This window comes from Chryseobacterium sp. 22532 (assembly GCF_052044665.1).
In the GTDB taxonomy this organism is placed as follows: domain Bacteria; phylum Bacteroidota; class Bacteroidia; order Flavobacteriales; family Weeksellaceae; genus Chryseobacterium; species Chryseobacterium lathyri.
In genome coordinates this window covers 60922-84678 of sequence record NZ_JBQENJ010000007.1, presented here as the reverse complement: position 1 = coordinate 84678, position 23757 = coordinate 60922, and the positions used below count along the sequence as shown (strand labels likewise).

The 23757-nt window shown below is 37.5% G+C and carries 24 protein-coding genes; 12 read left to right on the top strand and 12 right to left on the bottom strand.

What is annotated here, in order from left to right; all coding sequences use genetic code 11:
• Nucleotides 1–29 precede the first annotated feature (29 nt).
• From ACTJIV_RS18405 to ACTJIV_RS18390, 4 genes are all read left to right on the top strand, one after another.
• Nucleotides 30–959, top strand: a complete 930-nt coding sequence (locus ACTJIV_RS18405) for a 2-hydroxyacid dehydrogenase (RefSeq protein ID WP_440629076.1) — start codon at nt 30–32, stop codon at nt 957–959.
• Between the two features lie 153 nt (nt 960–1112).
• Nucleotides 1113–2375 (top strand): serine hydrolase domain-containing protein, encoded by a 1263-nt coding sequence (locus ACTJIV_RS18400; protein WP_223557708.1) that lies wholly within the window; start codon nt 1113–1115, stop codon nt 2373–2375.
• A 23-nt stretch (nt 2376–2398) separates the two neighbouring features.
• Nucleotides 2399–4153 (top strand): Ig-like domain-containing protein, encoded by a 1755-nt coding sequence (locus ACTJIV_RS18395; protein WP_111958582.1) that lies wholly within the window; start codon nt 2399–2401, stop codon nt 4151–4153.
• 4 nt (nt 4154–4157) lie between these two features.
• Nucleotides 4158–4616, top strand: a complete 459-nt coding sequence (locus ACTJIV_RS18390) for a heme-binding domain-containing protein (RefSeq protein WP_111958584.1) — start codon at nt 4158–4160, stop codon at nt 4614–4616.
• 60 nt (nt 4617–4676) lie between these two features.
• On the opposite strand, the gene ACTJIV_RS18385 is transcribed toward ACTJIV_RS18390, so the two are convergent.
• The 5 genes from ACTJIV_RS18385 to ACTJIV_RS18365 form a co-directional block, all read right to left on the bottom strand.
• Nucleotides 4677–5195 (bottom strand): NUDIX hydrolase, encoded by a 519-nt coding sequence (locus ACTJIV_RS18385; RefSeq protein ID WP_111958586.1) that lies wholly within the window; start codon nt 5193–5195, stop codon nt 4677–4679.
• A gap of 41 nt (nt 5196–5236) precedes the next feature.
• Nucleotides 5237–6151 (bottom strand): site-specific tyrosine recombinase XerD, encoded by a 915-nt coding sequence (gene xerD / locus ACTJIV_RS18380; RefSeq protein WP_111958588.1) that lies wholly within the window; start codon nt 6149–6151, stop codon nt 5237–5239.
• Between the two features lie 6 nt (nt 6152–6157).
• Nucleotides 6158–6580 carry a deoxycytidylate deaminase gene (locus tag ACTJIV_RS18375; protein ID WP_111958590.1) on the bottom strand — a complete coding sequence of 141 codons (423 nt, stop codon included), beginning with the start codon at nt 6578–6580 and terminating at the stop codon, nt 6158–6160.
• A gap of 43 nt (nt 6581–6623) precedes the next feature.
• Complete coding sequence (locus ACTJIV_RS18370; RefSeq protein WP_336378147.1) at nt 6624–7391, bottom strand: enoyl-CoA hydratase/isomerase family protein; 768 nt, start codon at nt 7389–7391, stop codon at nt 6624–6626.
• 104 nt (nt 7392–7495) lie between these two features.
• Nucleotides 7496–8983, bottom strand: coding sequence for a catalase (locus tag ACTJIV_RS18365; protein WP_223557703.1), 1488 nt, complete (start codon nt 8981–8983; stop codon nt 7496–7498).
• A 132-nt stretch (nt 8984–9115) separates the two neighbouring features.
• Between ACTJIV_RS18365 and ACTJIV_RS18360 the strand changes: the two genes are divergently transcribed.
• The 8 genes from ACTJIV_RS18360 to ACTJIV_RS18325 all read left to right on the top strand — a co-directional run bounded on the left by ACTJIV_RS18360 (nt 9116) and on the right by ACTJIV_RS18325 (nt 16679).
• Nucleotides 9116–10066: a LysR substrate-binding domain-containing protein gene (locus ACTJIV_RS18360; protein WP_111958596.1), complete on the top strand. Its 951-nt coding sequence runs from the start codon at nt 9116–9118 to the stop codon at nt 10064–10066.
• A gap of 229 nt (nt 10067–10295) precedes the next feature.
• A complete protein-coding gene (gene metK, locus ACTJIV_RS18355) occupies nt 10296–11576 on the top strand; it encodes a methionine adenosyltransferase (RefSeq protein WP_111958598.1) in 1281 nt (426 codons plus the stop codon).
• Between the two features lie 83 nt (nt 11577–11659).
• Complete coding sequence (locus tag ACTJIV_RS18350) at nt 11660–12151, top strand: hypothetical protein (protein ID WP_440629075.1); 492 nt, start codon at nt 11660–11662, stop codon at nt 12149–12151.
• Between the two features lie 197 nt (nt 12152–12348).
• Nucleotides 12349–12939, top strand: coding sequence for an RNA polymerase sigma factor (locus ACTJIV_RS18345; protein WP_111958602.1), 591 nt, complete (start codon nt 12349–12351; stop codon nt 12937–12939).
• A gap of 204 nt (nt 12940–13143) precedes the next feature.
• The gene (locus ACTJIV_RS18340; RefSeq protein ID WP_440629074.1) at nt 13144–13839 is read left to right on the top strand and encodes a YjjG family noncanonical pyrimidine nucleotidase; all 696 of its coding nucleotides are present in this window, start codon (nt 13144–13146) and stop codon (nt 13837–13839) included.
• 251 nt (nt 13840–14090) lie between these two features.
• Entirely contained in the window at nt 14091–14540 is a 450-nt protein-coding gene (locus tag ACTJIV_RS18335) for a PepSY-like domain-containing protein (protein WP_223557701.1), read from the top strand.
• Nucleotides 14541–14714: 174 nt separating this feature from the next.
• Complete coding sequence (locus tag ACTJIV_RS18330; RefSeq protein WP_336378150.1) at nt 14715–15386, top strand: response regulator transcription factor; 672 nt, start codon at nt 14715–14717, stop codon at nt 15384–15386.
• Complete coding sequence (locus ACTJIV_RS18325; protein WP_440629073.1) at nt 15387–16679, top strand: sensor histidine kinase; 1293 nt, start codon at nt 15387–15389, stop codon at nt 16677–16679.
• A 3-nt stretch (nt 16680–16682) separates the two neighbouring features.
• Here ACTJIV_RS18325 and trpS read toward each other — a convergent pair whose 3' ends face one another.
• The 7 genes from trpS to ileS all read right to left on the bottom strand — a co-directional run bounded on the left by trpS (nt 16683) and on the right by ileS (nt 23462).
• The gene (gene trpS, locus ACTJIV_RS18320; protein ID WP_111958612.1) at nt 16683–17651 is read right to left on the bottom strand and encodes a tryptophan--tRNA ligase; all 969 of its coding nucleotides are present in this window, start codon (nt 17649–17651) and stop codon (nt 16683–16685) included.
• Between the two features lie 150 nt (nt 17652–17801).
• Complete coding sequence (locus ACTJIV_RS18315; protein WP_440629072.1) at nt 17802–18446, bottom strand: SanA/YdcF family protein; 645 nt, start codon at nt 18444–18446, stop codon at nt 17802–17804.
• A 15-nt stretch (nt 18447–18461) separates the two neighbouring features.
• A complete protein-coding gene (locus tag ACTJIV_RS18310) occupies nt 18462–19100 on the bottom strand; it encodes a lipoprotein signal peptidase (RefSeq protein ID WP_111958616.1) in 639 nt (212 codons plus the stop codon).
• Nucleotides 19100–19285, bottom strand: a complete 186-nt coding sequence (locus ACTJIV_RS18305) for a DUF2683 family protein (protein WP_111958618.1) — start codon at nt 19283–19285, stop codon at nt 19100–19102. Before ACTJIV_RS18305 ends, ACTJIV_RS18310 begins: the two co-directional genes overlap by 1 nt.
• A 20-nt stretch (nt 19286–19305) precedes the next feature.
• Entirely contained in the window at nt 19306–19551 is a 246-nt protein-coding gene (locus tag ACTJIV_RS18300; RefSeq protein WP_223557696.1) for a DUF6576 domain-containing protein, read from the bottom strand.
• Between the two features lie 81 nt (nt 19552–19632).
• Entirely contained in the window at nt 19633–20013 is a 381-nt protein-coding gene (locus ACTJIV_RS18295; RefSeq protein WP_048505480.1) for a TraR/DksA family transcriptional regulator, read from the bottom strand.
• Nucleotides 20014–20072: 59 nt separating this feature from the next.
• The gene (ileS, locus tag ACTJIV_RS18290; protein ID WP_440629071.1) at nt 20073–23462 is read right to left on the bottom strand and encodes an isoleucine--tRNA ligase; all 3390 of its coding nucleotides are present in this window, start codon (nt 23460–23462) and stop codon (nt 20073–20075) included.
• Nucleotides 23463–23757 lie beyond the last annotated feature (295 nt).

Below are 23757 nucleotides of genomic sequence, written 5' to 3'. Positions count from 1 at the left end.
AATAAATTAGTGCCATTTGTGTTTAAACTATGAAAATACTTCTTTTAGATAAAAACCATCCTCTCATCACAGAACAGCTTTTAGCTAAGAATTTTGTATTAGAAGAAGATTTCACATCTTCCTATGATGAGGTTTGTCATAAAATTGAAAACTATGACGGAATTATCATCAGAAGCAGAATTCCTCTGGATAAAAACTTTCTGGAAAAAGGGAAAAGCCTGAAGTTTATTGCCAGAGTAGGAGCGGGAATGGAAAATATTGATATTCCAGTTGCAGAAAAACTGGGAATTCAGTTGATCAATTCTCCGGAAGGGAACAGAGATTCGGTAGCAGAACATGTTGTAGGGATGTTGTTGATTTTAATGAACCGTCTTTTTATCGCTTCCCAGGAAGTGAAAAACGGAATCTGGCTTCGTGAAGAAAATAGGGGAGATGAGCTTCTCGGAAAAACGGTAGGGCTTATAGGATATGGAAACATGGGGAAAGCTACAGCAAAAAGATTCTCAGGATTTGGCTGTAAGGTTATTTTTCATGATATCCTTCCCGGGCTTTCTGATGAATATGCTACACAAGTCAGTTTAGAAGAATTAAAACAATCTGCAGATATTCTGAGCCTGCATATTCCGCTGACTTCTGAAACTCACTATCTTATTGATGAAAAGTTTATTTCAGAAATGAGAAAAGACTTTTATTTCATCAATACAGCCAGAGGAAAAAACGTAGAAACTAAATATTTAGTTGAGTTTTTAAAATCAGGGAAAGTAAAAGGTGCCTGTCTTGATGTCCTTGAATATGAAAAGGCATCTTTTGAAAATCTGGAAACAGAAAATGAAGATCTTAAATACCTTCTGGAATCTGAAAAAACAATCGTAACACCACACATCGCCGGATGGACTCACCAAAGCAAAGAAAAGCTGGCACAGGTGATCGTGGACAAGATAATTGCTTCCTACTGTTAGGAAAAATCTAAGGCAAAAGATAAAATTACTCATTGCCTGTGTCTTTATCCCTTTCGCGAGTTTCATCTTTTATGTTAAATAATTCATAATATACGCTTCGAACTGAAAATTTATTTTGAGTTTTATTAAATTGCTGCTCATTTTTTGATACTCATGACGAAGCGTAATTTTTTACTTATTGTAGCTGTTTTTTTATCCTTTATTTCCTGTAAAAAAAATTCTGAATCCAAGCAGACTTCAGCTGAAAACACGACTAATCTTCCAAACTACGGAAATGTAGATCTGGGCAATGTTTTTACCAAAGAAGACAATCAGCTTGGAGATAAAGGAATACTCACAGGGTACATCGACCAGTATTATAAAAAGATCTGGGAAGGTGGAGATCTGAGCGGTGGAATACTCGTCGCAAAAGGAGATGATATTCTATATGAAAACTACAGAGGTTTCGGCAGAGAAGGAAACCAGATGCCGATCGATAAAAATACACCACTGCATGTAGCTTCTGTCTCAAAGACGTTGACGGCTATGGCCATGCTGAAATTGGTGGAAGCTGGAAAAATAAAACTGACCGACCATCTTACCCAATATTTTCCGGGGTTTCCTTATCCGAATGTCACTGTACAGACATTGCTGGATCAGAGAAGCGGTCTTCCGAAATACGAATATTTTATTGCCAAAATACAGCCGGCTCCGGCAGAACTTTCAAAATCTTTTATTACTAACCAGGATGTTCTGAATATGATCATCAAATACAAACCGGATCTGGCAAGGGATACGGATACAGGTTTTATGTACTGCAACACCAACTTTGCGATGCTGGCTTTACTGATAGAGAAGATCACCAAAACTCCGTTTCCGCAGGCCATGAAAGAAATGGTATTTCAGCCTTTGAAAATGGAACATACTTATATTTTTCAGGAGAAAGATATTCCTACAGCCGCACAGTCTTTTTATTACGGCGGAAACAGACTGTATCCTTTAGACAGGCTTGACCTTATCTATGGTGATAAAAATGTGTATACAACGCCGAGGGACCTTTATAACTTCTCAAAAGCCATGTTTTCAAAAGACTTCTTAAAGCCTGATCTGATGCAGATGGTTTTCACTCCGTATAGCAACGAGAAAGCAGGAATGAATAATTACGGACTCGGTTTCAGGATGAAGATCTTTGACAATGGCGAGAAACTTACTTATCATAACGGATGGTGGCACGGAACCAATTCCGTATTTGCCCATCTGCTGAAGTCAAAAGTGACGATCGTAGCTATTGGGAACAAATATTCAGGGAAAGTATATACAGCATTGGCTTTATCAGGATTATTTGAGGATTTTCCGGCTCAGAAAGATAAGCTGCACAGTGTAATGAATGACAATAAAGACACTTTGAATGCCGGACATGAAGTTTTTGGAGAATAATGTTTAATTTTGCTTAAACATATATGAAAAGACTTCTTCTATTATTCGTTATCTGTTTTCTTGTACACTCATGTGCAAGAGTAGGATCTCCCGTGGGAGGACCGAAAGATACCCTGGCTCCAAAGTTTTTAAGCTCAAATATTGACACTACAAGAGTTAATGTAAAAAGAGACATCCATGAGCTCAGACTGGATTTCGACGAATATATTACCTTAAAGGATATCAATAAAAACCTGATCATTTCTCCGCCTATCAAAAATATAAAGCGGATTCTTCCTTCCAACATCGCCAATAAGTTTGTGATGATCCAGTGGGAAGATACTCTCCAGGCCAATACGACTTATAACTTCAACTTTGGAAACTCAATTGCTGATAATAATGAGTCTAATATTCTTAGGTATTTCAATTTTGCTTTTTCTACGGGAGATAAGCTGGATGATCTTTATATCAGCGGTGAAATTTCGGATGCAGTAGCGCTTAAAAAGAAAGAAGGAGAAAATAAGCTTGTTGTAGGGCTTTACCAGGTGAAAGATACGATGAATTACAGACAGAAACCCTATTACATTACCAAAGTGGATGAAGATGGGTATTATGAGCTTAACTATCTTACCCCGGGAAAATATAAGATTATAGCCTTTGAGGATGAGAATAGTAATTCTATTTATGATCCCGGAAAAGAAAAAATAGGATTTCAAAAAGAAGCTGTAGATGTTGAAAAGTCTGTTTCAGGATTAAATTTAAAAATATATCCTTCCAAAAAGCCTTTGAAATATCTTGAAATGAAAGAAAGTCCCGGAGGAGTTATCATGACATTTGAAGGAAACCCTGAGAATGTGAAAGTAGCCTCTGTAAACGAAAAGCTTCAGGACATTAAGGTGACCCACCGCCCGAAATCGGATACCGTAAAAATCTGGTTTGATGCTGTAAAAAGCGATGTGGGGCAAACGGTTACTGAAAATCTTAAATTCAGCTACGATATCGGGAGCAAGCAGGATACTGTTTCCGTATTCTATAAATACAACAAGAAAAATGCAATGGATCTTGAAAATGACAGCGGAGGCCCATTATTGGCTCCGAATTCTGACTTTAACATCAGATCCGGCTATATCATCGATAAGATAAGTCCTGAAAAATGGACTCTTAAAAGTGACAGTTTAACCACTCAGGAATTTACTGCTAAAATCTCTGAAACAGATCCTTACCAGATTCAGATTCATTCAGATTTTGTGAATGGCAAAAAATATCAGCTTACGATTCCAAAGGAGACGGTATCGTCCTATTACGCTAAAAATGTACAGTCAAAACGTTTTGATTTCGAAGTAGAAAAGGTAGATCAATTCGGAAGTCTTGCATTTAATATACAGAATGCACCGGAGGCCAGTTATTGGATCCAGCTCCTGGATGCTTCGGATAAAGTTATTTATTCAAGATATACTAAAGGAAACAGCGTGAAATTTGACATCCTGAAACCTAATGAATATATCGTAAGGATACTGGTGGATAACAATGGAAATAAATTCTGGGACGAAGCGGATTTTGAAAAAGAAACTTTTGCTGAAGATTCCTATGTCTTCTACAAAAAAGCTGTTGTGCGGCCGTTATGGGAAACCAAGGAAGACTGGGACCTGAAAGATACCAGAACGCTGGATAATCCTAAAGGAAATATTCCTAAGCCTGTAGATGTTCCTGCAGAAACACCAAAAGATACCATACAGAAGGAATTGAATAAAGAAGTGAAGTCAGAATCCGGAAATGCAGTCTTAACACCGGTAAAATAAAGCTATGAATACATTAAAGAAAGTGTTATTCTGGGCGCTGGTAGTTTTTGCACTGATGCAGTTTATTTCTATTGATAAAGTAAATAAGCCTGTCAATACAGCCGTTAACTTCGTCGATACAAAAAAGACTCCGGAAAAGATCAGGGGTTTGATAAAAGGAGCCTGTTACGATTGTCACTCCAATGAAACAGTATATCCCAAATATGCTTATGTTGCGCCTATTTCGTGGTCTGTAAAAAGCCATGTGAATGAAGGCCGGGAACATCTCAATTTTTCTGTTTGGGGTACATATAACAAGGAACTGAAGGAAAGCATGCTGAGCAAATCCATTCAGACAATCCAAAGCAAAGCGATGCCTATGCCGGGATATATCGTCTACCACAAAGAAGCTAATCTTACAGACGCTGAAAGAACATTACTAGTTCAGTATTTTGAAGATATGCTGAAATCAAAATCTTATTGATATCAAATAAAATAACTCCCACACATGGTAATCTGTGGGAGTAAATTTCTTTATAATAACTTACCGGTTATTCTTCAGATATTCTACAAAAAATCTCTGCTGAGATTCAAAAGCAATATCATCAAGGTCCAAAGCATTCAAAGGAATCCAGGTCGCTTCTGATATTTCAGAAAGCTCCAGGCTCACTTCAAACTTTTCCTGAACACGATACTCATAAAAAAGATCGATTGTATTGTAATCAATTTCTTTATACTGATAGATGTTCGGGAGGCTGGTAAGATACTTTAGTTTTGAAATATCCACATCAAGCTGAAGCTCTTCAAAAAGCTCTCTTTTGCACGTTTCCTCTGCGCTTTCCCTTGGATCTACAAAACCTCCGGCCAGATCAAGTTTTCCCTTTTTAGGTTCCCTGTTTCTTCTGGTAAGGTAGATTTTATCACCATATCGGATAACAACAGCTACCGCGCCGGCAACGTTATTGTAGAGGGTAAAACCGCATTCGGGACAGCTCCATTTCTTTTCGCCATCCCAATGCAGGGTTTCTTTGCCACAGCTCGGGCAGTATTTCAATAATTTCATCTGTTAACAATATTTTTTCAAAAGTCAGATGGAACTTCGTTTTATTGAGCAATATTAATATTTCTCGGGTGATAAGTTAAAATCACGTCCCGAAGTTCTTCTGTTTTCAGATGAGTATAGATCTCCGTAGTGGTAATACTGGAATGTCCCAGCATTTCCTGGATATAACGAAGGTCTGCCCCATTCTGTAAAAGGTGCGTTGCAAAAGAATGTCTGAAAGTGTGTGGAGATATTTTTTTGCTTACCCCAGCTTTGTCTGTAAGTTCTTTAATGATCAGAAATACGATTACTCTGGACATGGATGTTCCACGGCTGTTAAGAAACAGCGTATCCTCATATTTTTTATTGATCTTGCTTTTCGAACGTACTTCTTTAATGTAAGTTTCCAAAAGTTCAGCAGTATAATCGGCTAAAGGAACGAAACGTGTTTTGTTGCCTTTTCCGTTTACTTTAATGTACTGTTCTTTGAAATTGATGTTCGAAATCTTAAGGTCAATAAGTTCCGAGACACGTAATCCGCATCCGTAAAGAACTTCAATGATACAATGATTTCTCTTTCCGAGGTCAGAATGCGACTCAATGGCTGCAATAATCTTATTGATGTCAGGCAGGCTTAAGGTGTCAGGAAGATACAATCCCAGTTTTGGACCTTCAAGCAGTGAGGCAGGATTATCTTCTCTGAACTCGTCCTCAAGCAGAAACTTGAAGAAAGCTTTTATCGAAGAAATCCATCTTGCTTGTGATCTTTCGCTGAACTTCTGTTTGGAAAGATTGAAGATATATTCCTGTAAGTTTTCGTAACCGATAGAGTCTGGACCGACGTTTTCCAGATCCACTTCGGCATAATCTTTTAATTTTTTGATGTCTCGAATATAGGCATCGAGAGTGTTTTCTGAAAAATTTCGTTCGAAACGAAGAAATATTTCAAAATCTTTGATCTTTTCATCCCAGGTCATTTGTGCTTATTTTTTTAGTTCACAGTCCGATATTTGTTCTATTTCAATGTTATGGTTTCTCAAGAACGCTATCCCGTCGTCGTCTGAATACTCATTAATATACACAAGTCTTGTAATTCCAGCCTGCAGAATCAGCTTACTGCATTCTTTGCATGGCGACAGCGTTAAATATAACGTAGCACCTTTTGCAGACTGAGTGGAAGCGGCCAGCTTTAAGATAGCATTGGCTTCCGCATGAAGTACATACCAGTGTGTTTTCCCTTCTCCATCTTCACAGCAGTTTTCAAATCCCGAGGGAGTTCCATTGTAACCATCTGAAATAATCATCCTATCTTTTACGATAAGAGCTCCTACCTGTTTTCTCTTACAGTAGGATAATTTTGCCCACTCCTGGGCCATTTTTAGATAAGCTTTATCAAACTTATTCATACCGCAGCATTAGTTTTTTTCGAAATAATTTGGATTAAAAATCTTAGAAATTAGGCTTTCTTTTCTCTAAAAAAGCGTTAACTCCTTCTTTCTTGTCGTTCATTTCAAAAAGTTCTCCGAAATACTTGATTTCAGATTCAAAACCTTTATCCGTGTCAGACAAGTTTACGGCTTGGATGGCCTTTGATATAGCCATTGGTGAGTTATTGGCTATAATATTCGCTAATTCTTTTGTTTTGGTTAATAATTCTTCAATAGGGTATACTTCATTCACCAATCCGATTTCCTTTGCTTTTTGAGCAGGAATCATTTTGGCTGAGAAGATCATTTCGTTGGCAATACCTTTTCCTACCAATTTAGGAAGCCTTTGGGTCCCTCCATACCCCGGAATTAATCCCAGAGTAACTTCCGGAAGCCCCAGTCTTGCATTCTCTGATGCATATCTGATGTGGCAAGCCATAGCTAGCTCTAAACCTCCTCCCAATGCGAAACCGTTCACGGCTGCAATAACAGGCTTAGATGTATTTTCAATTTTGTTGAACAGGGTATTATGCCCGTTTCTGGCCAGTTCTTCGGCTTTTTCCTGTCCAAAATCACTGAATTCTTTTATATCGGCTCCCGCTACAAATGATTTTTCGCCGCTTCCTGTAATAATGATTACTCTACAGGACACATCAGCGTTAAGTTCATCCATGGCTGAGCTTATCTCTTGAATCGTTTTTGCATTTAAAGCATTTAAGCTTTGAGGTCTGTTTATGGTTACAACAGCTAATTTCCCTTCCTTTTCTAATAATATATTTTCGTAACTCATTTTTCCACTATAAAATATTATTTTTTGCAAATTATGAATTTTTTGCAAAAAAAAGGAAAAAATATTAGTTTTTTTTCCTTTTACTTAATGAATCCTTCAAAATCCTATTTCGAATGATTCATCATATTAGCATCAATATTGATATTTAGCTGAGATGCCACTTTCATGCCAAGTTCTATATTAGTCCTGAAAAAGTGACATAATTGACGGTTGATGATCTCATCTTTTTTCGGCCCGGAAATTCCTCTCATACTTCCTACGATGTTGCTGATTAGGTGCTCTCTATCTTCAGCGGTCATCGATTTTGTATACAGTAATCCGGGTTGGGTATAATGATCATCATCATTTTCATTTCTGTTATAGCTGGCAACATGGGCACTGTCCAGCTCATATTCATAATTCTTATAACCCGGATCCGGCTTAATGTCATCAAAGCTGTTCGGGAAATAATTCGGTTTATCCTGGTATTGACTGGAATCTGCCATAAAACCGTCTCTCTGGTAGTTGTTGACTGCAAAAGGACAACGATTTACTTCCAGCTGGTGAGCATTGACTCCCACTCTGTATCTGTGGGCATCGGGATAAGAGAATAACCTTCCCTGAAGCATTTTATCCGGAGAAAAACTGATTCCGTTAATAAGACTGCTTGGTGAAAATGCAGACTGTTCCACATGTGCAAAATAATTGACAGGAACTTCATTCAGTTCCATTTCACCTACTTCGATCATCGGGAAATCATCATGAAACCATACTTTCGTAATATCAAAAGGATTCCATCTGAAATCTTTTGCCTGCTCTTCCGTCATCACCTGGATATACATGGTCCACTTCGGAAAATCTCCATTTTCAATGGCGTTGCAAAGATCTTCCTGTGCAAAATCCGGGTTTTCTCCAGCCATCTTTACGGCCTCTGCATCAGTGAAGTTTTTGATTCCCTGTTTTGTTATAAAATGGAATTTTACCCAGACTCTTTCATTTTGAGCATTGATCATCGAAAAAGTATGTGATCCGAACCCGTGCATATGTCTGTAACCATAAGGTGTTCCTCTGTCAGACATTAAAATAAGGACCTGGTGAAGAGATTCCGGATTATGGCTCCAGAAATCCCACATCATCGTGGCACTCTTTAAATTGGTTTTCGGAACTCTTTTCTGGGTATGGATGAAGTCTGGAAATTTTTTGGCATCCTTAATAAAGAATACCGGCGTGTTATTTCCTACCAGATCCCAGTTCCCGTCTTCCGTATAAAATTTTAAAGCAAAACCTCTCGGGTCCCTTGCTGTATCTGCACTTCCTTTTTCACCCCCAACAGTAGAAAACCGGGCAAACATTCTGCATGAGTTTCCGATTTTTGAAAATAATTTGGCTTTTGTATACTGACTGATGTCGTGTGTTACGGTAAATGTTCCGTAGGCTCCGGTTCCTTTGGCATGCACAATTCTCTCGGGGATTCTTTCCCTTACAAAGTGCGCAAGGTTTTCCTGAAGAATGAAATCCTGCAGCAGGACAGGCCCTCTGGGACCTACTGTCTGTGAGTCCTGATGTTCAAAATAAGGTGCGCCATTGCTTAGCGTTAATTTTTTAGAATCCATATAGTTATGATTTGTATGGTTGATTTCCCTTGTAAACTGTCTTATGCAGACGTATTAAATATCAAATTTACTTGAATTTTTGATTACAAATAGCAAAAACATTTTATCTTTGTAATAGATAATATTAATCAGATGAACATTCAGCAACTGGAGTATCTTATCGCTGTAGATAAGTACAAACATTTTGGTAAAGCAGCTCAGGCATGCTTTATTACACAGCCTACATTAAGTGCGATGATACAAAAATTTGAGGATGAACTGGATGTGAAGGTGTTCGACAGAACAACACACCCAATCCGTACTACAGATGTTGGGCTCCAAATCATTGATCAGGCAAAGGTAATTATAGAATCTGTCAATGAGCTGAAAAATAAAGCCAACCTTTTGAATAATATTTTAGGAGGAACGATCAATTTAGGAATCATTCCTACCGTTTCTTCTTTCATTTTGCCGACAGAAATCTTTAAATTTTTGGAAGATAATCCGAAAATCCAGATGAATGTAAAAGAAATGACCACAGATAATATTGTCAAGGCTTTAAAAGCAGGTGAACTGGATGCCGGAATTATTTCTACCCCTTATGATTCTGCTGATGAATTTTATCAGGACTTTCTTTTCAATGAAGAATTGATGATCTACAGCTCCAATACGGAAGCGAATAAAAAGAATTCTTACATCATACCTGAAGAACTGAATGTGGAAAAAGTCTGGCTCCTGGAAGAAGGGAACTGCCTGAGAAACCAGTTTGAGAATATCTGTCATTTAAAAGAAAATACATTAAAGCCTAAGAATTTAGATTTCTTAGCATCCAATATTCAGACTTTGGTTCATATGGTGGATAAAGTGGGAGGGATCAGCATTCTGCCGGAATTAGCATTGAGCCAGCTTTCGGAAGAACAAAAAGAAAATGTTTTCAGGTTCAAAAAACCTTTTCCTTACAGAGAGATCAGCATTATTTACTATAAGCCGACTTTTAAGCAGAAAATTATTGATGAGCTGGCGCTGTCTATCAAAAAATCCCTTGAGCTTAAACTGAATTATCATGTAAATCCAAAGGAATTTGTGAGCATCAAACCGCAATGAACTAAGAAGACCGCAAAGTGATATAAATCATTAATCTTAAGAAAATTACAATTAATAAGCAAAAACCTTTAGTATTAAAAAAATAGTACTTAAATTTGCGAACGTTTATAAACGAGGAAAAATTTGACCTGATTGCAACCTCTCTAAAAATATGCTAAAACAGTATTCTTTCTAGGCAATTTATTCTTATTTTTCTTCATATATTTTAATCTAAAAAACAAAGAATAATATGTCTTATCTATTTACATCTGAATCAGTTTCAGAAGGACATCCGGATAAAATTGCCGATCAGATCTCCGATGCATTAATCGATCACTTTTTAGCATATGATAAAAGCTCTAAGGTAGCATGTGAAACCCTTGTAACAACAGGGCAGGTCGTGCTGGCCGGAGAAGTGAAGTCCGATGCATATCTTGATGTTCAAACTATTGCAAGAGATGTTATTAACGGAATTGGATACACTAAGGGAGAATATATGTTCAATGGAGATTCGTGTGGAGTAATTTCCGCGATTCACGAACAGTCTCCGGATATCAACCAGGGAGTGGATAGAGCAGTAAACGACGAATCTTTTGAAGCCAAAGCTAACGCACAGGGAGCTGGTGACCAGGGGATGATGTTCGGTTATGCAACCAACGAAACGGCTAATTATATGCCTCTTGCTTTAGACCTTGCCCACACGATCCTTAAAGAACTTTCTGTATTGAGAAGAGAAGGAAACGAAATCGCTTACCTTCGTCCGGATGCAAAAAGCCAGGTAACAATTGAATATTCTGACGATCACAAGCCGGTAAGAATTGATTCTATTGTGGTTTCTACACAGCATGATGACTTTGGAACTGAAGAAGAAATGCTGGATAAGATCCGTGAAGACATCAAAAAGATCCTGGTTCCAAGAGTGGTAGCTCAGCAGACTGAAGAGATCAAGGCATTGTTCAACGATCAGATCAAATATCACATCAACCCAACAGGGAAGTTTGTGATCGGAGGTCCTCACGGGGATACAGGTCTTACGGGAAGAAAAATTATCGTAGATACCTATGGAGGAAAAGGAGCTCACGGTGGTGGTGCTTTCTCTGGAAAAGATCCGTCGAAAGTAGACAGAAGTGCTGCTTACGCTACAAGGCACATCGCTAAAAACTTAGTGGCTGCAGGAGTAGCTGACGAAGTTCTGGTACAGGTTTCCTATGCAATTGGTGTTGCTGAACCTTGCGGTTTGTATATCAACACTTATGGAACTGCGAAAGTAGATCTTCATGATGGTGATATTGCTAAAAAAGTGACTTCAATCTTTGATTTAAGACCTTATGCCATTGAGCAGAACTTAAAATTAAGAAATCCTATCTACCAGGAAACGGCTTCTTACGGGCATATGGGGAAAGAGCATTATATAGCTGACAAAACATTCAATAAAGGTCAGAAAAATGAAATTACCCTTACAGGTCTTGAGTTCTTTACCTGGGAAAAACTTGACAAAGTAGACGAAATTAAAGCTGCTTTCGGCATTTAATTTGTCTTCAGAAATAATAAATAGGACTGCTTTATCTTTGGGTAAGGCAGTTTTTTTTAATTTTACACCTTAAATAATTAGAGATGATGAATTTTAGATCAGCAGTTACCGTACTTTTTATATTTTTCCTGAGCATAGTGGCAAGGGCACAGTATACCATGCATAAAATGGTCACCGCAGGATATACATACCAGAACCAAAGCTTTGGAGAATTGGGAGGGAAGCTGCTTTTTCTGAAGAATGATGATGTGATATACCGTTTGGGTGCATCTGCTTTAATGGGATCCGCCGGGTCTAAGTTTGCGATCATGCCGAAACTGCAGGCTGATGTTCTTCTTAATTTTGAAAAAAATGTAGATTTCTACCACTCATATTATCTTTTAATTGGGGCAGAAGGAACTAATAAATATATCGCACCAAAAATAGGAGTTACTCTTTTCGGCCTTTTGGATCTTACCGGAGGCTATGCTTTCCCAATCGGAGAGGCCCGTTTGAACGGAAAAGAGCTGAAAGGCTTAAATGTTAATTTAACATTAAATATTCCTACAGTCTTTATTCATGATATGTTTAAGTGATTTTTTTTAAATTTTCCCGTAAAAATTTAATAATAGGTTAACAGTTATTAAAAAATTATTATATTTACACCATATAATAATTGTACTGCCTATTGATTTTACTTTACTCTAAAAAACTGTTTTGTATTTACAGCTAGGGCCAGATAAAATATCTGGAGAATTGCTGGTCTGCAAATTTTTTATTATTGAGAAGAGTTATGAAATCAAAAACGGACAGCCTACTAATTTCCCTTTATCAGAAAGGAGATGAAGAAGCCCTATCAGCCCTTATTCATCGTCATCAGAGAGAACTGTTTACATTCATTTTTTACAAAATTAATGATGAAGACCTGGCCAATGATGTTTTTCAGGATACATTCATGAAAATCATCCTGATGTTGAAAGAAGGACGATATAACGAAGAAGGAAAATTTATTCTTTGGGCAAAAAGAATTGCACACAACCTTATTATTGATCATTTCAGACTGAAAGCGAAAAACGTTAAAGTTTCAGAAACTACTTTTGAAACAGATGAGTATTCTATTTTCGATCTGATCCGGGAGCCTTCAGAAAATATTGAAGAGCAGCTAGTAACGTTGCAGATCCAGGAAGATCTTTTGAGGATGCTTCAGTTCTTGCCACAAAATCAGCAGGAAGTTATTAAATTAAGATTTTTCGATGGCTTAAGTTTCAAAGAAATTGCAGATCATACCAATATGAGTATCAATACCACATTGGGAAGAGTACGCTATGCACTCATTAACCTGAGAAAAATCATGGACGAAAATAACATTGTATTGACACGTTAGAATAATATTTTCGAAAAATTCACGTTTAAAGGAAAACATACTTTCGCCTATGAAAAAAAATGATTCCTTAAAAGTGAAAACTTTGAAACCTAAGAAACAAACAATTGATTTTTTACTGAGTTACTCCAAAAGTCTTGAATTGGTACAAACCAAAAGCAAGAATTTCCCGATTTCCAAAAATTAAATTGAGTAATTTTGTGCTGTATGAAAATTCAGCACATTTTTTTTGACCTGGACAATACGCTCTGGGATCACCGTAAGAACGCTTACCTTACCATCAAAGACCTTTTTGAAAAACAGGAAATCACCTTACATTATAATATCGATTTTGAGGCCTTCCATTCTGTCTATCATGAAATTAATGAGAGCCTTTGGGAAAAGATCAGAGACGGTATTATCGGTAAAGAATACCTGAGAAAACACCGTTTCTATGATACTTTCAAACATTTCGGAGTGGATGATGAAGAGCTTTCGCAATATTTTGAAGAGCATTTCCTGGATAAGATCCTCAACCACAACGAGCTGGTAGAAGGTGCAGAGTACATTTTGGAATATCTGAAATCAAAAGATTATACGCTGCACGTTATTTCCAATGGCTTCCAGGAAGTAACAGAGAGGAAATGCATCCTTTCAGGAATTGATAAATATTTCAAAACCATTACCAGTGCTGATTCTGTAGGGGTGAGAAAACCCAATCCGAAGATCTTTGAATATTCGTTGAGGCTTGCAGAAGCCGGTAAAGAAGAAAGTATCCTGATTGGTGACGACTGGATCGCGGATGTTGTCGGGTCCCAGAATTATGGAATTGATGTAATCTTCTTCGATGTGTATAAAGAAAATAAGCAGGAAGAAGGTCTGAAAAGTATTACCCATCTTTTGCAGATTAAAGAATATTTATAAAATACACAGCTTTCAATAGCTGCAAAATTTATTTTTTTGAACCATTAAGATGATTGAAGGTCTTAAGTTTAATTAAGAAAAAATCAAATGATTTTATTAAGCAGCAGCTTTCTTAATTTTCTTAAACACTTATCTGATCTTAATGGTTCAATTTTTTTTCATTATTCATTCTCCACTTTTCATTTTTCCTAATTCTTTCCTAAATTGATTCTGAACTTTGCTCCATAATAAAACAGAAAAAATTTAAGATTATGAGAAATTTTAGGAAAATCACCGGGGCATTCGTTTTAATTTTCTTACTGGCAGGCGGTTTTATCTTTGCACAGGACAAAGCAATCAATGCCAATCAACTGCCTAAAACGGCTAAAAATTTCCTTGCCTCCCATTTTAAAGGTGTTGCTGTAGGATCGGCAATCGAAGACAGAGAAATCTATGGTGTTGATGAATATCAGGTATATCTGGCCAACGGGATGAAGGTAGAATTCGACAGTAGCGGAGACTGGAAAGAAGTGGACGGAAAACATCAGAAGCTGCCTTATGCATTTATTCCGGCATCGATCAGGAACTATGCTGCTAAGAACTTTCCAAATACCTATATCGTTAAGATAGAAAAAGAAAGGTGGTCTTATAAAGCAGAACTTTCTAACGGCCTGGATCTTGAATTTGACAGAAAAGGAAACTTCAAGAGAATTGATGATTAATTCAATTGAAAAAATATAGCTGAAGGAAGATGAAAGCTAGAAGATGGAAGTTTTTAAGTAACAGTATCGATTGAAGAATATTTAATTACTATTGTAAAAACAACAGTCCTTGAAAATAACCATGAGTTTTCATCTTTCTTCTATTTCATATATTTGATAGACCAATACTGCAGAATGAAGATATTAATCATAGAAGATGAACCGGAACTGAAAGATACTGTACAGACTTTTCTGGAAGCAGAGCGTTTTATTGTAGAATTTGCCCTTACGTACAATACAGGGCTGGAAAAGATCATTTCGTATGAATATGACTGTATTCTTCTGGATATTATGCTGCCGGATGGAAATGGAATTGACCTGCTGAGAGAAATCAGGAAGCTGCATAAGAAAGATCCTGTGATTATTCTATCGGCCAAAGATTCTGTTGATGATAAGGTGGCAGGACTGGAAATAGGGGCCGATGATTATCTGGCAAAACCTTTTCATCTTGCTGAGTTAATGGCGAGAATCAGGTCTGTAATCAGAAGAAAGAATCAGGATGGGGAAAATACAATTACCTATAAAAACATCAGTATTGATCCGGAAAACAGAACCGTTAAAGTCGGGAATGAAGATTTGATTCTTAACCGTAAGGAATATGACCTCCTGTACTATTTTGTGATTCACCCGGAAAAAACGCTGCAGAAAACGACTTTGGCTGAAGCCATCTGGGGAGATTATATTGACCAGGCAGACAGTCTGGACTTTATCTATTCACAAATTAAAAATCTCCGTAAAAAATTGAAAAGCCTCAATGCAGAAGCCGATTTCCAGGCCGTTTACGGAATTGGTTATAAATTTGTCTAAATGAAAGTTTCCTTAAAATATTACACTATCAAATATATGATCGGCATTCTGCTGTTGATCATTGCGGTCTGGGCGGCGCTATTTTATGCCTATATCCTGGACGAAGTTTATGATAATGTAGATGACGGACTGAAAGACAGAAAGATACAAATTATTAAAGCGGTATATCACGATCCTAAACTGCTGGACAGTAAAAATTTCGGATTTAACGAATTTAAGATCAAACCGATTTCAGAATCTGAATATAAAGATAAAAACAGGCTCTATAACAAGATGTTCTATATGGAATATGATGATAAGGACCAGCCTTATCGCGTACTTGAGACCGATTTTATAGATCAGTTCGGAAAACGCCAGAGACTTGAAATACGGACTTCTACTGTAGAGCAGGACGAGCTGGTGTATGACCTGACTACAGCTTTAATCGTGCTGTATATTTTACTTGTGATCAGTATTGTTGCTGTCAATGGGTATATGCTGAACAAAGCCATGCGTCCGTTCTATGCCATTTTAAATAGATTAAAGAAATACCAGTTCGGAGCTTCTTCCCCACAGGAACCTCAGAATTATTCTATCAAAGAATTTGAAGAGCTTAATGTGGAAATAGAGGAAATGATTAAACGGAACGAATTTGTTTTCCATCAGCAGAAGCAATTCATTGAAAATGCATCTCATGAACTTCAGACACCGCTGGCTATTGTGACTAATAAGATCGATCTGATGATCCAGAATGATGATCTTGACAAGAAGAATATGAATTTCCTTACTGAAGTGAAAGGAGACCTGAGAAGAATGGCAGGACTGAATAAATCCCTGCTGATGCTTTCCAAAATAGAGAATAGTCAGTTCAATAAAATGTCAAAAGTAAATTTCAATGAAATGATTGCGGAACTGGTTAAAAGCTACGAGGATTTTATCGAATTCAAAAAAATTGAAGTCAGCATTGTCGAAAAAGGATTCTTTGGGGCAGACTTTAATCCTGATCTGGCGGATATCCTGCTTTCCAATCTGCTTAAAAATGCAATTAAATATAATAATCAGGAGGGGATTGTCAATATCATTATAGAAGATAACAGGCTCGTCTTCCGGAATAGCAGTAATGGTGTTCCATTGGACAAAGTGCAGATCTTCAACCGCTTTTATAAGCAGGGCTCAGACCATAGTTCTACCGGTTTGGGACTCTCTATCATCAGGACTATAACAAAACAATATCCCGGATGGGATATTGTCTATGAGTTTGAAGATGGATTGCACTGCTTTATTCTTTCTAAAAACAATGCTTTGGTATCTTAATGTTTAAATTCCTAAGCTTGCTCTTACTTTTTTAATGGTTTCTGTTGCAACTACTCTTGTTTTTGCAGCACCTTCCTGAAGTTTTGCTTCCAGCTCATCCAGATTGTTCATATAATAAGTGAACATTTCTCTTTCTTTTGCAAAACGGGTTAAAATCAGATTTAAAAGCTCTAATTTGGCGTGTCCGTAACCGAAGTTTCCGGCTAAGTATTTAGCTCTTAATTCTTCCGTCTGCTCAGGAGTAGCAATTAATTCATAGATCGCAAAAACTTTATCTGTTTCAGGGTCTTTTGGTTCTTCCAGAGCTTTAGAATCGGTTTCTATACTCATTACCTGTTTTTTCAGCTCTTTTTCAGGTAAGAATATATTAATGATATTTCCCATGGATTTAGACATTTTACGGCCATCTGTTCCGGGAACATATTTCGTGTCTTCCTGAAGCTCAGATTGAGGAAGTACAAAAACTTCTCCCATTTGATTGTTGAACCTTGATGCTACATCACGGGCAATTTCAAGATGCTGAAGCTGATCTTTTCCTACAGGAACTATTTCTGCATCATACAGTAAAATATCCGCAGCCATCAGAATAGGGTAGGTGAACAGTCCGGCGTTAACGTCCTGAAGCCTGTCTGCTTTATCTTTAAATGAATGAGCAAGGGTTAATCTCTGGTAAGGGAAAAAACATGATAAATGCCAAGAAAGTTCACAGGTTTCAGGGATATCACTCTGTCTGTAAAAATATGTTTTTTCTGTATCCAGCCCACAAGCAAGCCAAGCCGCAGCGATCTCGTAGGTATTCTGTTTTAAAACCTTCGCATCTTTGATCTGGGTAAGAGAATGAAGATTCGCAATGAATAAAAATGATTCATTTCCTTCCTGCTTGGAAAGTTCAATAGCAGGAATAATCGCCCCAAGAAGATTTCCAAGATGGGGGGTTCCGGTGGCTTGAATGCCGGTAAGAATTCTTGACATTTGTTTAAATTATTTATAAAAATTAATGAATTGCAAATTTAATTAATTCTCCCGCAGATTACACAGATTTGCACAGATGTTTGTGTGAAATTAAAATCGCGGAGAATTTTTAAGCTAAAAAGCAACGTTATTTTCAGTAAAGATAGATAGTTAAGGAATAATAACCTTTTCTCCCCCGAATTTCGGCTGTACTCCGAAAAGCAAATCCCAGTAAACCTTTGCTTTGGCCAGATACTCTCTGAGGTTGGTCTTTAAGCCGGCGTATTTATTTACATCATTAGCATTATACCCGAAAGCTTCTATTCCGTTTTTTTTAGCCAGAAAAACAGCTCTTTCATTGTGGAATTTCTGTGAAATGATCACCAGCTTCTTCTGTCCAAAGATATCTTTTGCCCTTACCACGGAATCCAGAGTACGAAATCCGGCATGATCCATTATAATCCTGTCCTTTGGAATGCCGTATTTCATTAAAGTAAGCTGCATATCTTCCGGTTCATTATAATCTTTGGTGCTGTTGTCTCCGCTTACGATAATATATTTGATCTTTCCGCTTTTATACAGGTCTATAGCGGCCTGTATCCTGTTGTAGAAATAAGCATTCGGCATGCCGTTGTTCAGATTCTTTCCGGTTCCGAGCAGTAAAGCCACTTTGGTTTCAGGTACATCAGAGATATTGTAAGAAACAAAAGCGCTGCTTTCTTTTCTGATACTGTAGTTAGCCCAGGCTATAAAAATAATTCCCGCTACAACAAGCAGCAGGAAAATTTTAAAAATATTTTTGATTACTTTTTTCATCCGGAATCCTGTTTTTTAAAACTCAAGTCCGTTAGGAAAAGCTTTTTTTCTGAATATTAATAATAAAGCAGCTCCTACCGTAATGGCAGAATCAGCCACATTGAAAATATACTTGAAGAATTCAAGGTGTTTACCACCAATCAAAGGGATATTATCAGGAACATACCAGTCTACCAGAGGAAAGTGAAGCATATCTACTACACAGCCTTTCATAAAAGCAGAATAACCTTGTCCGAAAGGAACAAACTTCGAAACTCCTCCATATCCTATCCATCGGTCGATGCTTGGGTCGTAAACTGTTCCGCTGTCGAAGATAAGTCCATAAAACATTCCGTCAATGATATTTCCAATGGCACCGGCAAAAATAATAGCCATTGGGATCAAAAGATAGTTGGATGCTCCCTGCTGCAGCCATTTTTTGAACATATAAACCATTCCTCCAATTAAGAAAAGTCTAAGGATCACCAGGAAATATTTCCCGATAATACCTCCGAAATGAAGCCCGTAAGCCATTCCCGGATTCTCTACAAAAGTCAGTTTAAAGCCCGGAAGAACAGTAACACTGTCATCCAGATTGAAGTGGGTTTTGATGTAAATTTTTGAAGCCTGATCAATTAACAATACTAAAAATGTTATAGCTAAGATCTTTTTCATTACTGTCCTTTTGGTTTAGAAGGTTTCTCAGAATTTTTCTTGTCAAAGATTTTCTTGGCTACCTTTTCTGTATGGAACGTATTTTTGGTCTGAGCACGCTCGTATCTGATGTTCATATCTTTTAAAACACTTTTCAGTGCACTCAGTTCCATAGGATTTTTAGGATGTACTATGATAGATTCCATTTTCTTTTCTTTTTTAAATGTTACATTTTGGACAGCTCATCGAGTCTTTTCCGGTCTTTTGCAGACAGGTCACTAACCCCGTTTTTGCCCATCTTACTCAAAATTCTGTCAATTTCTTTTTCCCTTTCACGTTTATCAGAATTAAACTGATCATCAATGGTGTAGTTCTTCTGTCGGTCAGGAAAGAATCTGTTTTTGATCCATTCTCTATTGAAAAACAGTAAAACTGCAGCAACAATAATTGCTAAAATTAATACTTCGCTCATGGGTATACATTAAAAATTAGGTTTATAAAGTATCCGTGAATACGATATAAACCCAATAGTATTTTTACAAACCTTAACGGTTTATTTCTGCATATTTTTCGCTTCAATGCTCAGCGTAGCATGAGGAACGGCTAAAAGTCTTTCCTTAGGGATCAGCTTTCCTGTCACTCTGCATACACCATAGGTTTTATTTTCGATTCGGATCAAAGCATTCTTAAGATCACGCACAAATTTTTCCTGGCGCCCTGCTAGTATAGAGTTCTGCTCTTTGCTCAGCGTTTCTGCTCCTTCTTCAAAAGCTTTGAATGTGGGAGAAGTATCGTCTGTACCATTATTCTGGTCATTGATGAAACTTTCTCTGATCAGCTGAAGATCTCTTTCTGCTTTTTCTATTTTTTCTCTTATGATAGCTTTAAATTCCTGTAAATCAGCATCGCTGTATCTTACTCTTTCGTCTGACATATTCTTTTCTCTTTTTTAATAAAATTATGAAATGGAATTTGAAATACAATAACTATATGTTAATTTTTTTCGACATTTATCTTAAAATTAACCTCATCTATTTCGATTTCGTTAAAATTTGAAAGTGAAGATACAATTTCTATTTTATTTGACAAGACCTCAGATGAAATATATTCCTCATTTTTCTTAACATCTTCAATGAAAGGTGAGTTTTCTTCAATGGAGATTTTAATCCTGTCCGTCAGTTCAAAGTCCTTCTCTTTTCGCAGATTCTGAATTCTGTTGATGAACTCCCTTGCAATACCTTCAGATTTTAATTCTTCTGTTAACGTCAAATCTAATGCCACAGTTGTTTTCCCGTCGGAAGTTACCGTCCATCCCGGGATATCTTTTGTAGAGATTTCTACATCATCAAGAGTGATCTCATACCCTTGAATATCTATTTTTCCTTCTTTTTCAAGGCTGGCAATCTGCTCTGTGCTGAAATTCGCAATTTCTCCGCCTACCGTTTTCATGTCTTTCCCTAATTTAGGACCTAAAGCTTTGAAATTCGGCTTGATTTGTTTTACAATTAAATGAGATGCTTCCTCAGCATTAATCAGCTGTAATTCTTTCACGTTCACTTCCTGCTTGATCAGGTCTGCAACGGCTAAAATCTGCTCCTCAGTTTTCGCATCCAGAACCGGAACCAATACTTTCTGTAAGGGCTGGCGAACTTTAATGTTCTCTTTCTTTCTCAGGGAGAAAACCATGCTCGTGATGTTCTGAGCCAAATGTGTTTTTTCCACCAGATCCTGATCTATCAGACTTTCATTAGCTACAGGGAAGTCTGTTAAATGCACAGATTCGCAGTTTTCTTTTCCTGTTACTTTATTTAAATCCTGATACAATTGATCCATAAAGAACGGGGCAATAGGGGCTGATAATTTCGCCACAGTCTCAAGACACGTATATAAAGTCTGGTAAGCTGAGATTTTATCATCAGAATAATCTCCTTTCCAGAAACGTCTTCTGCACAGTCTTACGTACCAGTTGCTCAGGTTATCATTCACAAATGTGCTGATTGCTCTTGCTACTCTTGTCGGTTCATAATCTTCGTAGAATGCTTTTACTTCTTTGATTAAAAGATTAAGCTCAGAAAGGATCCATCTATCGATTTCCGGACGGTTTTCCACTTCTTTTTCCGTATAATTGAAGCCATCCACATTGGCATACAATGCAAAGAACGAGTACGTATTATAAAGTGTTCCGAAGAACTTTCTTCTCACTTCGTCAATTCCTTCGATGTCGAATTTCAGGTTTTCCCAAGGATTCGCATTCGAGATCATATACCATCTGGTAGCATCCGGACCGTATACAGAAAGGGTTTCGAACGGATCTACTGCGTTTCCTTTGGATTTTGACATTTTCAGTCCGTTTTTATCCAAAACAAGACCGTTGCTCATTACATTTTTATAAGCAACTGAATCAAAAACCGCTGTTCCGATTGCGTGAAGAGTATAGAACCAACCACGCGTCTGGTCAACACCTTCCGCAATAAAATCTGCCGGGAACGCTTTATTGTTGTCAATTAATTCTTTATTCTCAAAAGGATAATGCAACTGAGCGTAAGGCATCGAACCTGAATCGAACCAAACGTCGATTAAGTCGCTTTCACGCTTCATGGCTTTTCCTGAATCTGAAACTAAAATGATTTTGTCTACTACATTCTTGTGAAGATCCACCAGTTCATAGTTCTGCTCAGACATATTTCCTATGATAAAGCCCTGGAACGGATTTTCTTTCATCAATCCTGCAGCAACAGACTTTTCAATCTCATTATATAACTCCTCTACAGATCCGATGATCTTTTCTTCTTTAAGATCTTCAGTTCTCCAGATCGGTAACGGAACTCCCCAATATCTTGAACGGGATAAATTCCAGTCGTTTACGTTTTCAATCCAGTTCGCAAAACGTCCTTCTCCCGTTGATTTAGGTTTCCAGTTAATTTCTTTGTTTAAATCTACCAATCTGTCTTTCACAGCGGTCATTTTCACAAACCACGAATCCAGCGGATAGTATAAGACCGGCTTGTCAGTTCTCCAGCAGTGTGGGTAACTGTGAACGTATTTCTCTACTTTGAAGGCTTTATTTTCAGTCTTCAGAACGATGGCAAGTTCCACATCCCATGATTTCTCAGGCGCAGTTCCGTCATCATAATATTCGTTCTTGATATATTTTCCTGAGAATAATTCAGGAACATTTTCTCCTTTGATAAATCTTCCCTGTAAATCTACCAGCGGAACGAGATTGTCATTTTCGTCTTTGATCAACATGGGTGGAATTCCGGCTTCTTTGGCCACTCTCGCATCATCCGCACCAAAAGTAGGCGCGATGTGAACGATACCGGTACCGTCCTCAGTCGTTACAAAATCTCCCAAAATCACTCTGAAAGCTTTTTCAGGGGAGTCATTAGGTGTAAACCAAGGGATTAACTGCTCATAATGAGTTCCGGCAAGCTTTTCTCCTGTAAATTCTTTTACGATTTTGAAAGGAATCACTTTGCTTTCCGCAGTATAACCAGCGAAATCTTCATCGGTTCCTTCTGCATATTTCTTACCGAATACTTTAGGTAAAAGAACTCTGGATAAAACAATAGCTATCGGCTCAAATGTATATTGGTTGAACGTTTTAACTACAACATATTCAATATCTCTTCCTACAGCCAATGCTGTGTTGGATGGCAAGGTCCATGGAGTTGTCGTCCATGCAAGAATGCTTACGTCTCCTTCCACATCACTAAATAATTCAGAAGATTCTTTTTTTACTTTGAACTGAGCTACAACGGTAGTATCAGAAACATCGTGATAAGTTCCCGGCATATTTAATTCCGCAGAAGATAGTCCTGTTCCTGCTTTCGGAGAGTAAGGCTGGATCGTGTAGCCTTTGTACAATAATTCTTTATCATACAATTGCTTCAGCAACCACCAAACCGTCTCCATATATTTTGACTTATACGTGATAAACGGATCCTCAAGGTCTACCCAGTATCCTATTTTTTCCGTAAGGTCATTCCATACGTCTGTATATCGCATTACCGCTTCACGGCAGGCTTTGTTGTAATCTTCAATAGAGATTTTTTTGCCAATATCCTCTTTCGTAATTCCTAATTCTTTCTCTACGCCCAGTTCCACAGGAAGTCCGTGTGTATCCCAGCCCGCTTTACGGAAAACCTGCTTCCCGTTCTGAGTCTGGAAACGACAGAAAATATCCTTTAATGCTCTGGCCATAACGTGGTGAATTCCGGGCATACCGTTTGCTGAAGGCGGACCTTCATAAAAAACAAACTCGGCATTACCCTCGCGAATCTCAACACTTTTACTGAACGTTTTATTCTGTTTCCAAAATTCCGCTACATTCTCGGCTACGTCAATAAGGTTGAGGTTTTTGTATTCTTTAAATTGGCTCATTGTAAATATCTCAATATCGTTGATTAATTAAGTCTGCAAATTTAGTGATTTTTGTCGGTTTATATGATATGTTTTATTTAGCTTATATCTATTAAAAAGTTCAATTTCAGAAATATAAATGAAGGAAGTGGTAAAAAGTGAATGGTGATTGGTGAATAGGCCAACTTTTACTGTTGTTTTTATTATAATTTACATCAATTTTTATCAATAGAAGCGGGCTTTAGCCCGCTTAAAAAGTATAGCCCATCTTTTGGCTTTAGCCAAAACTAATTAAAAATCTTACTCATCATTATGT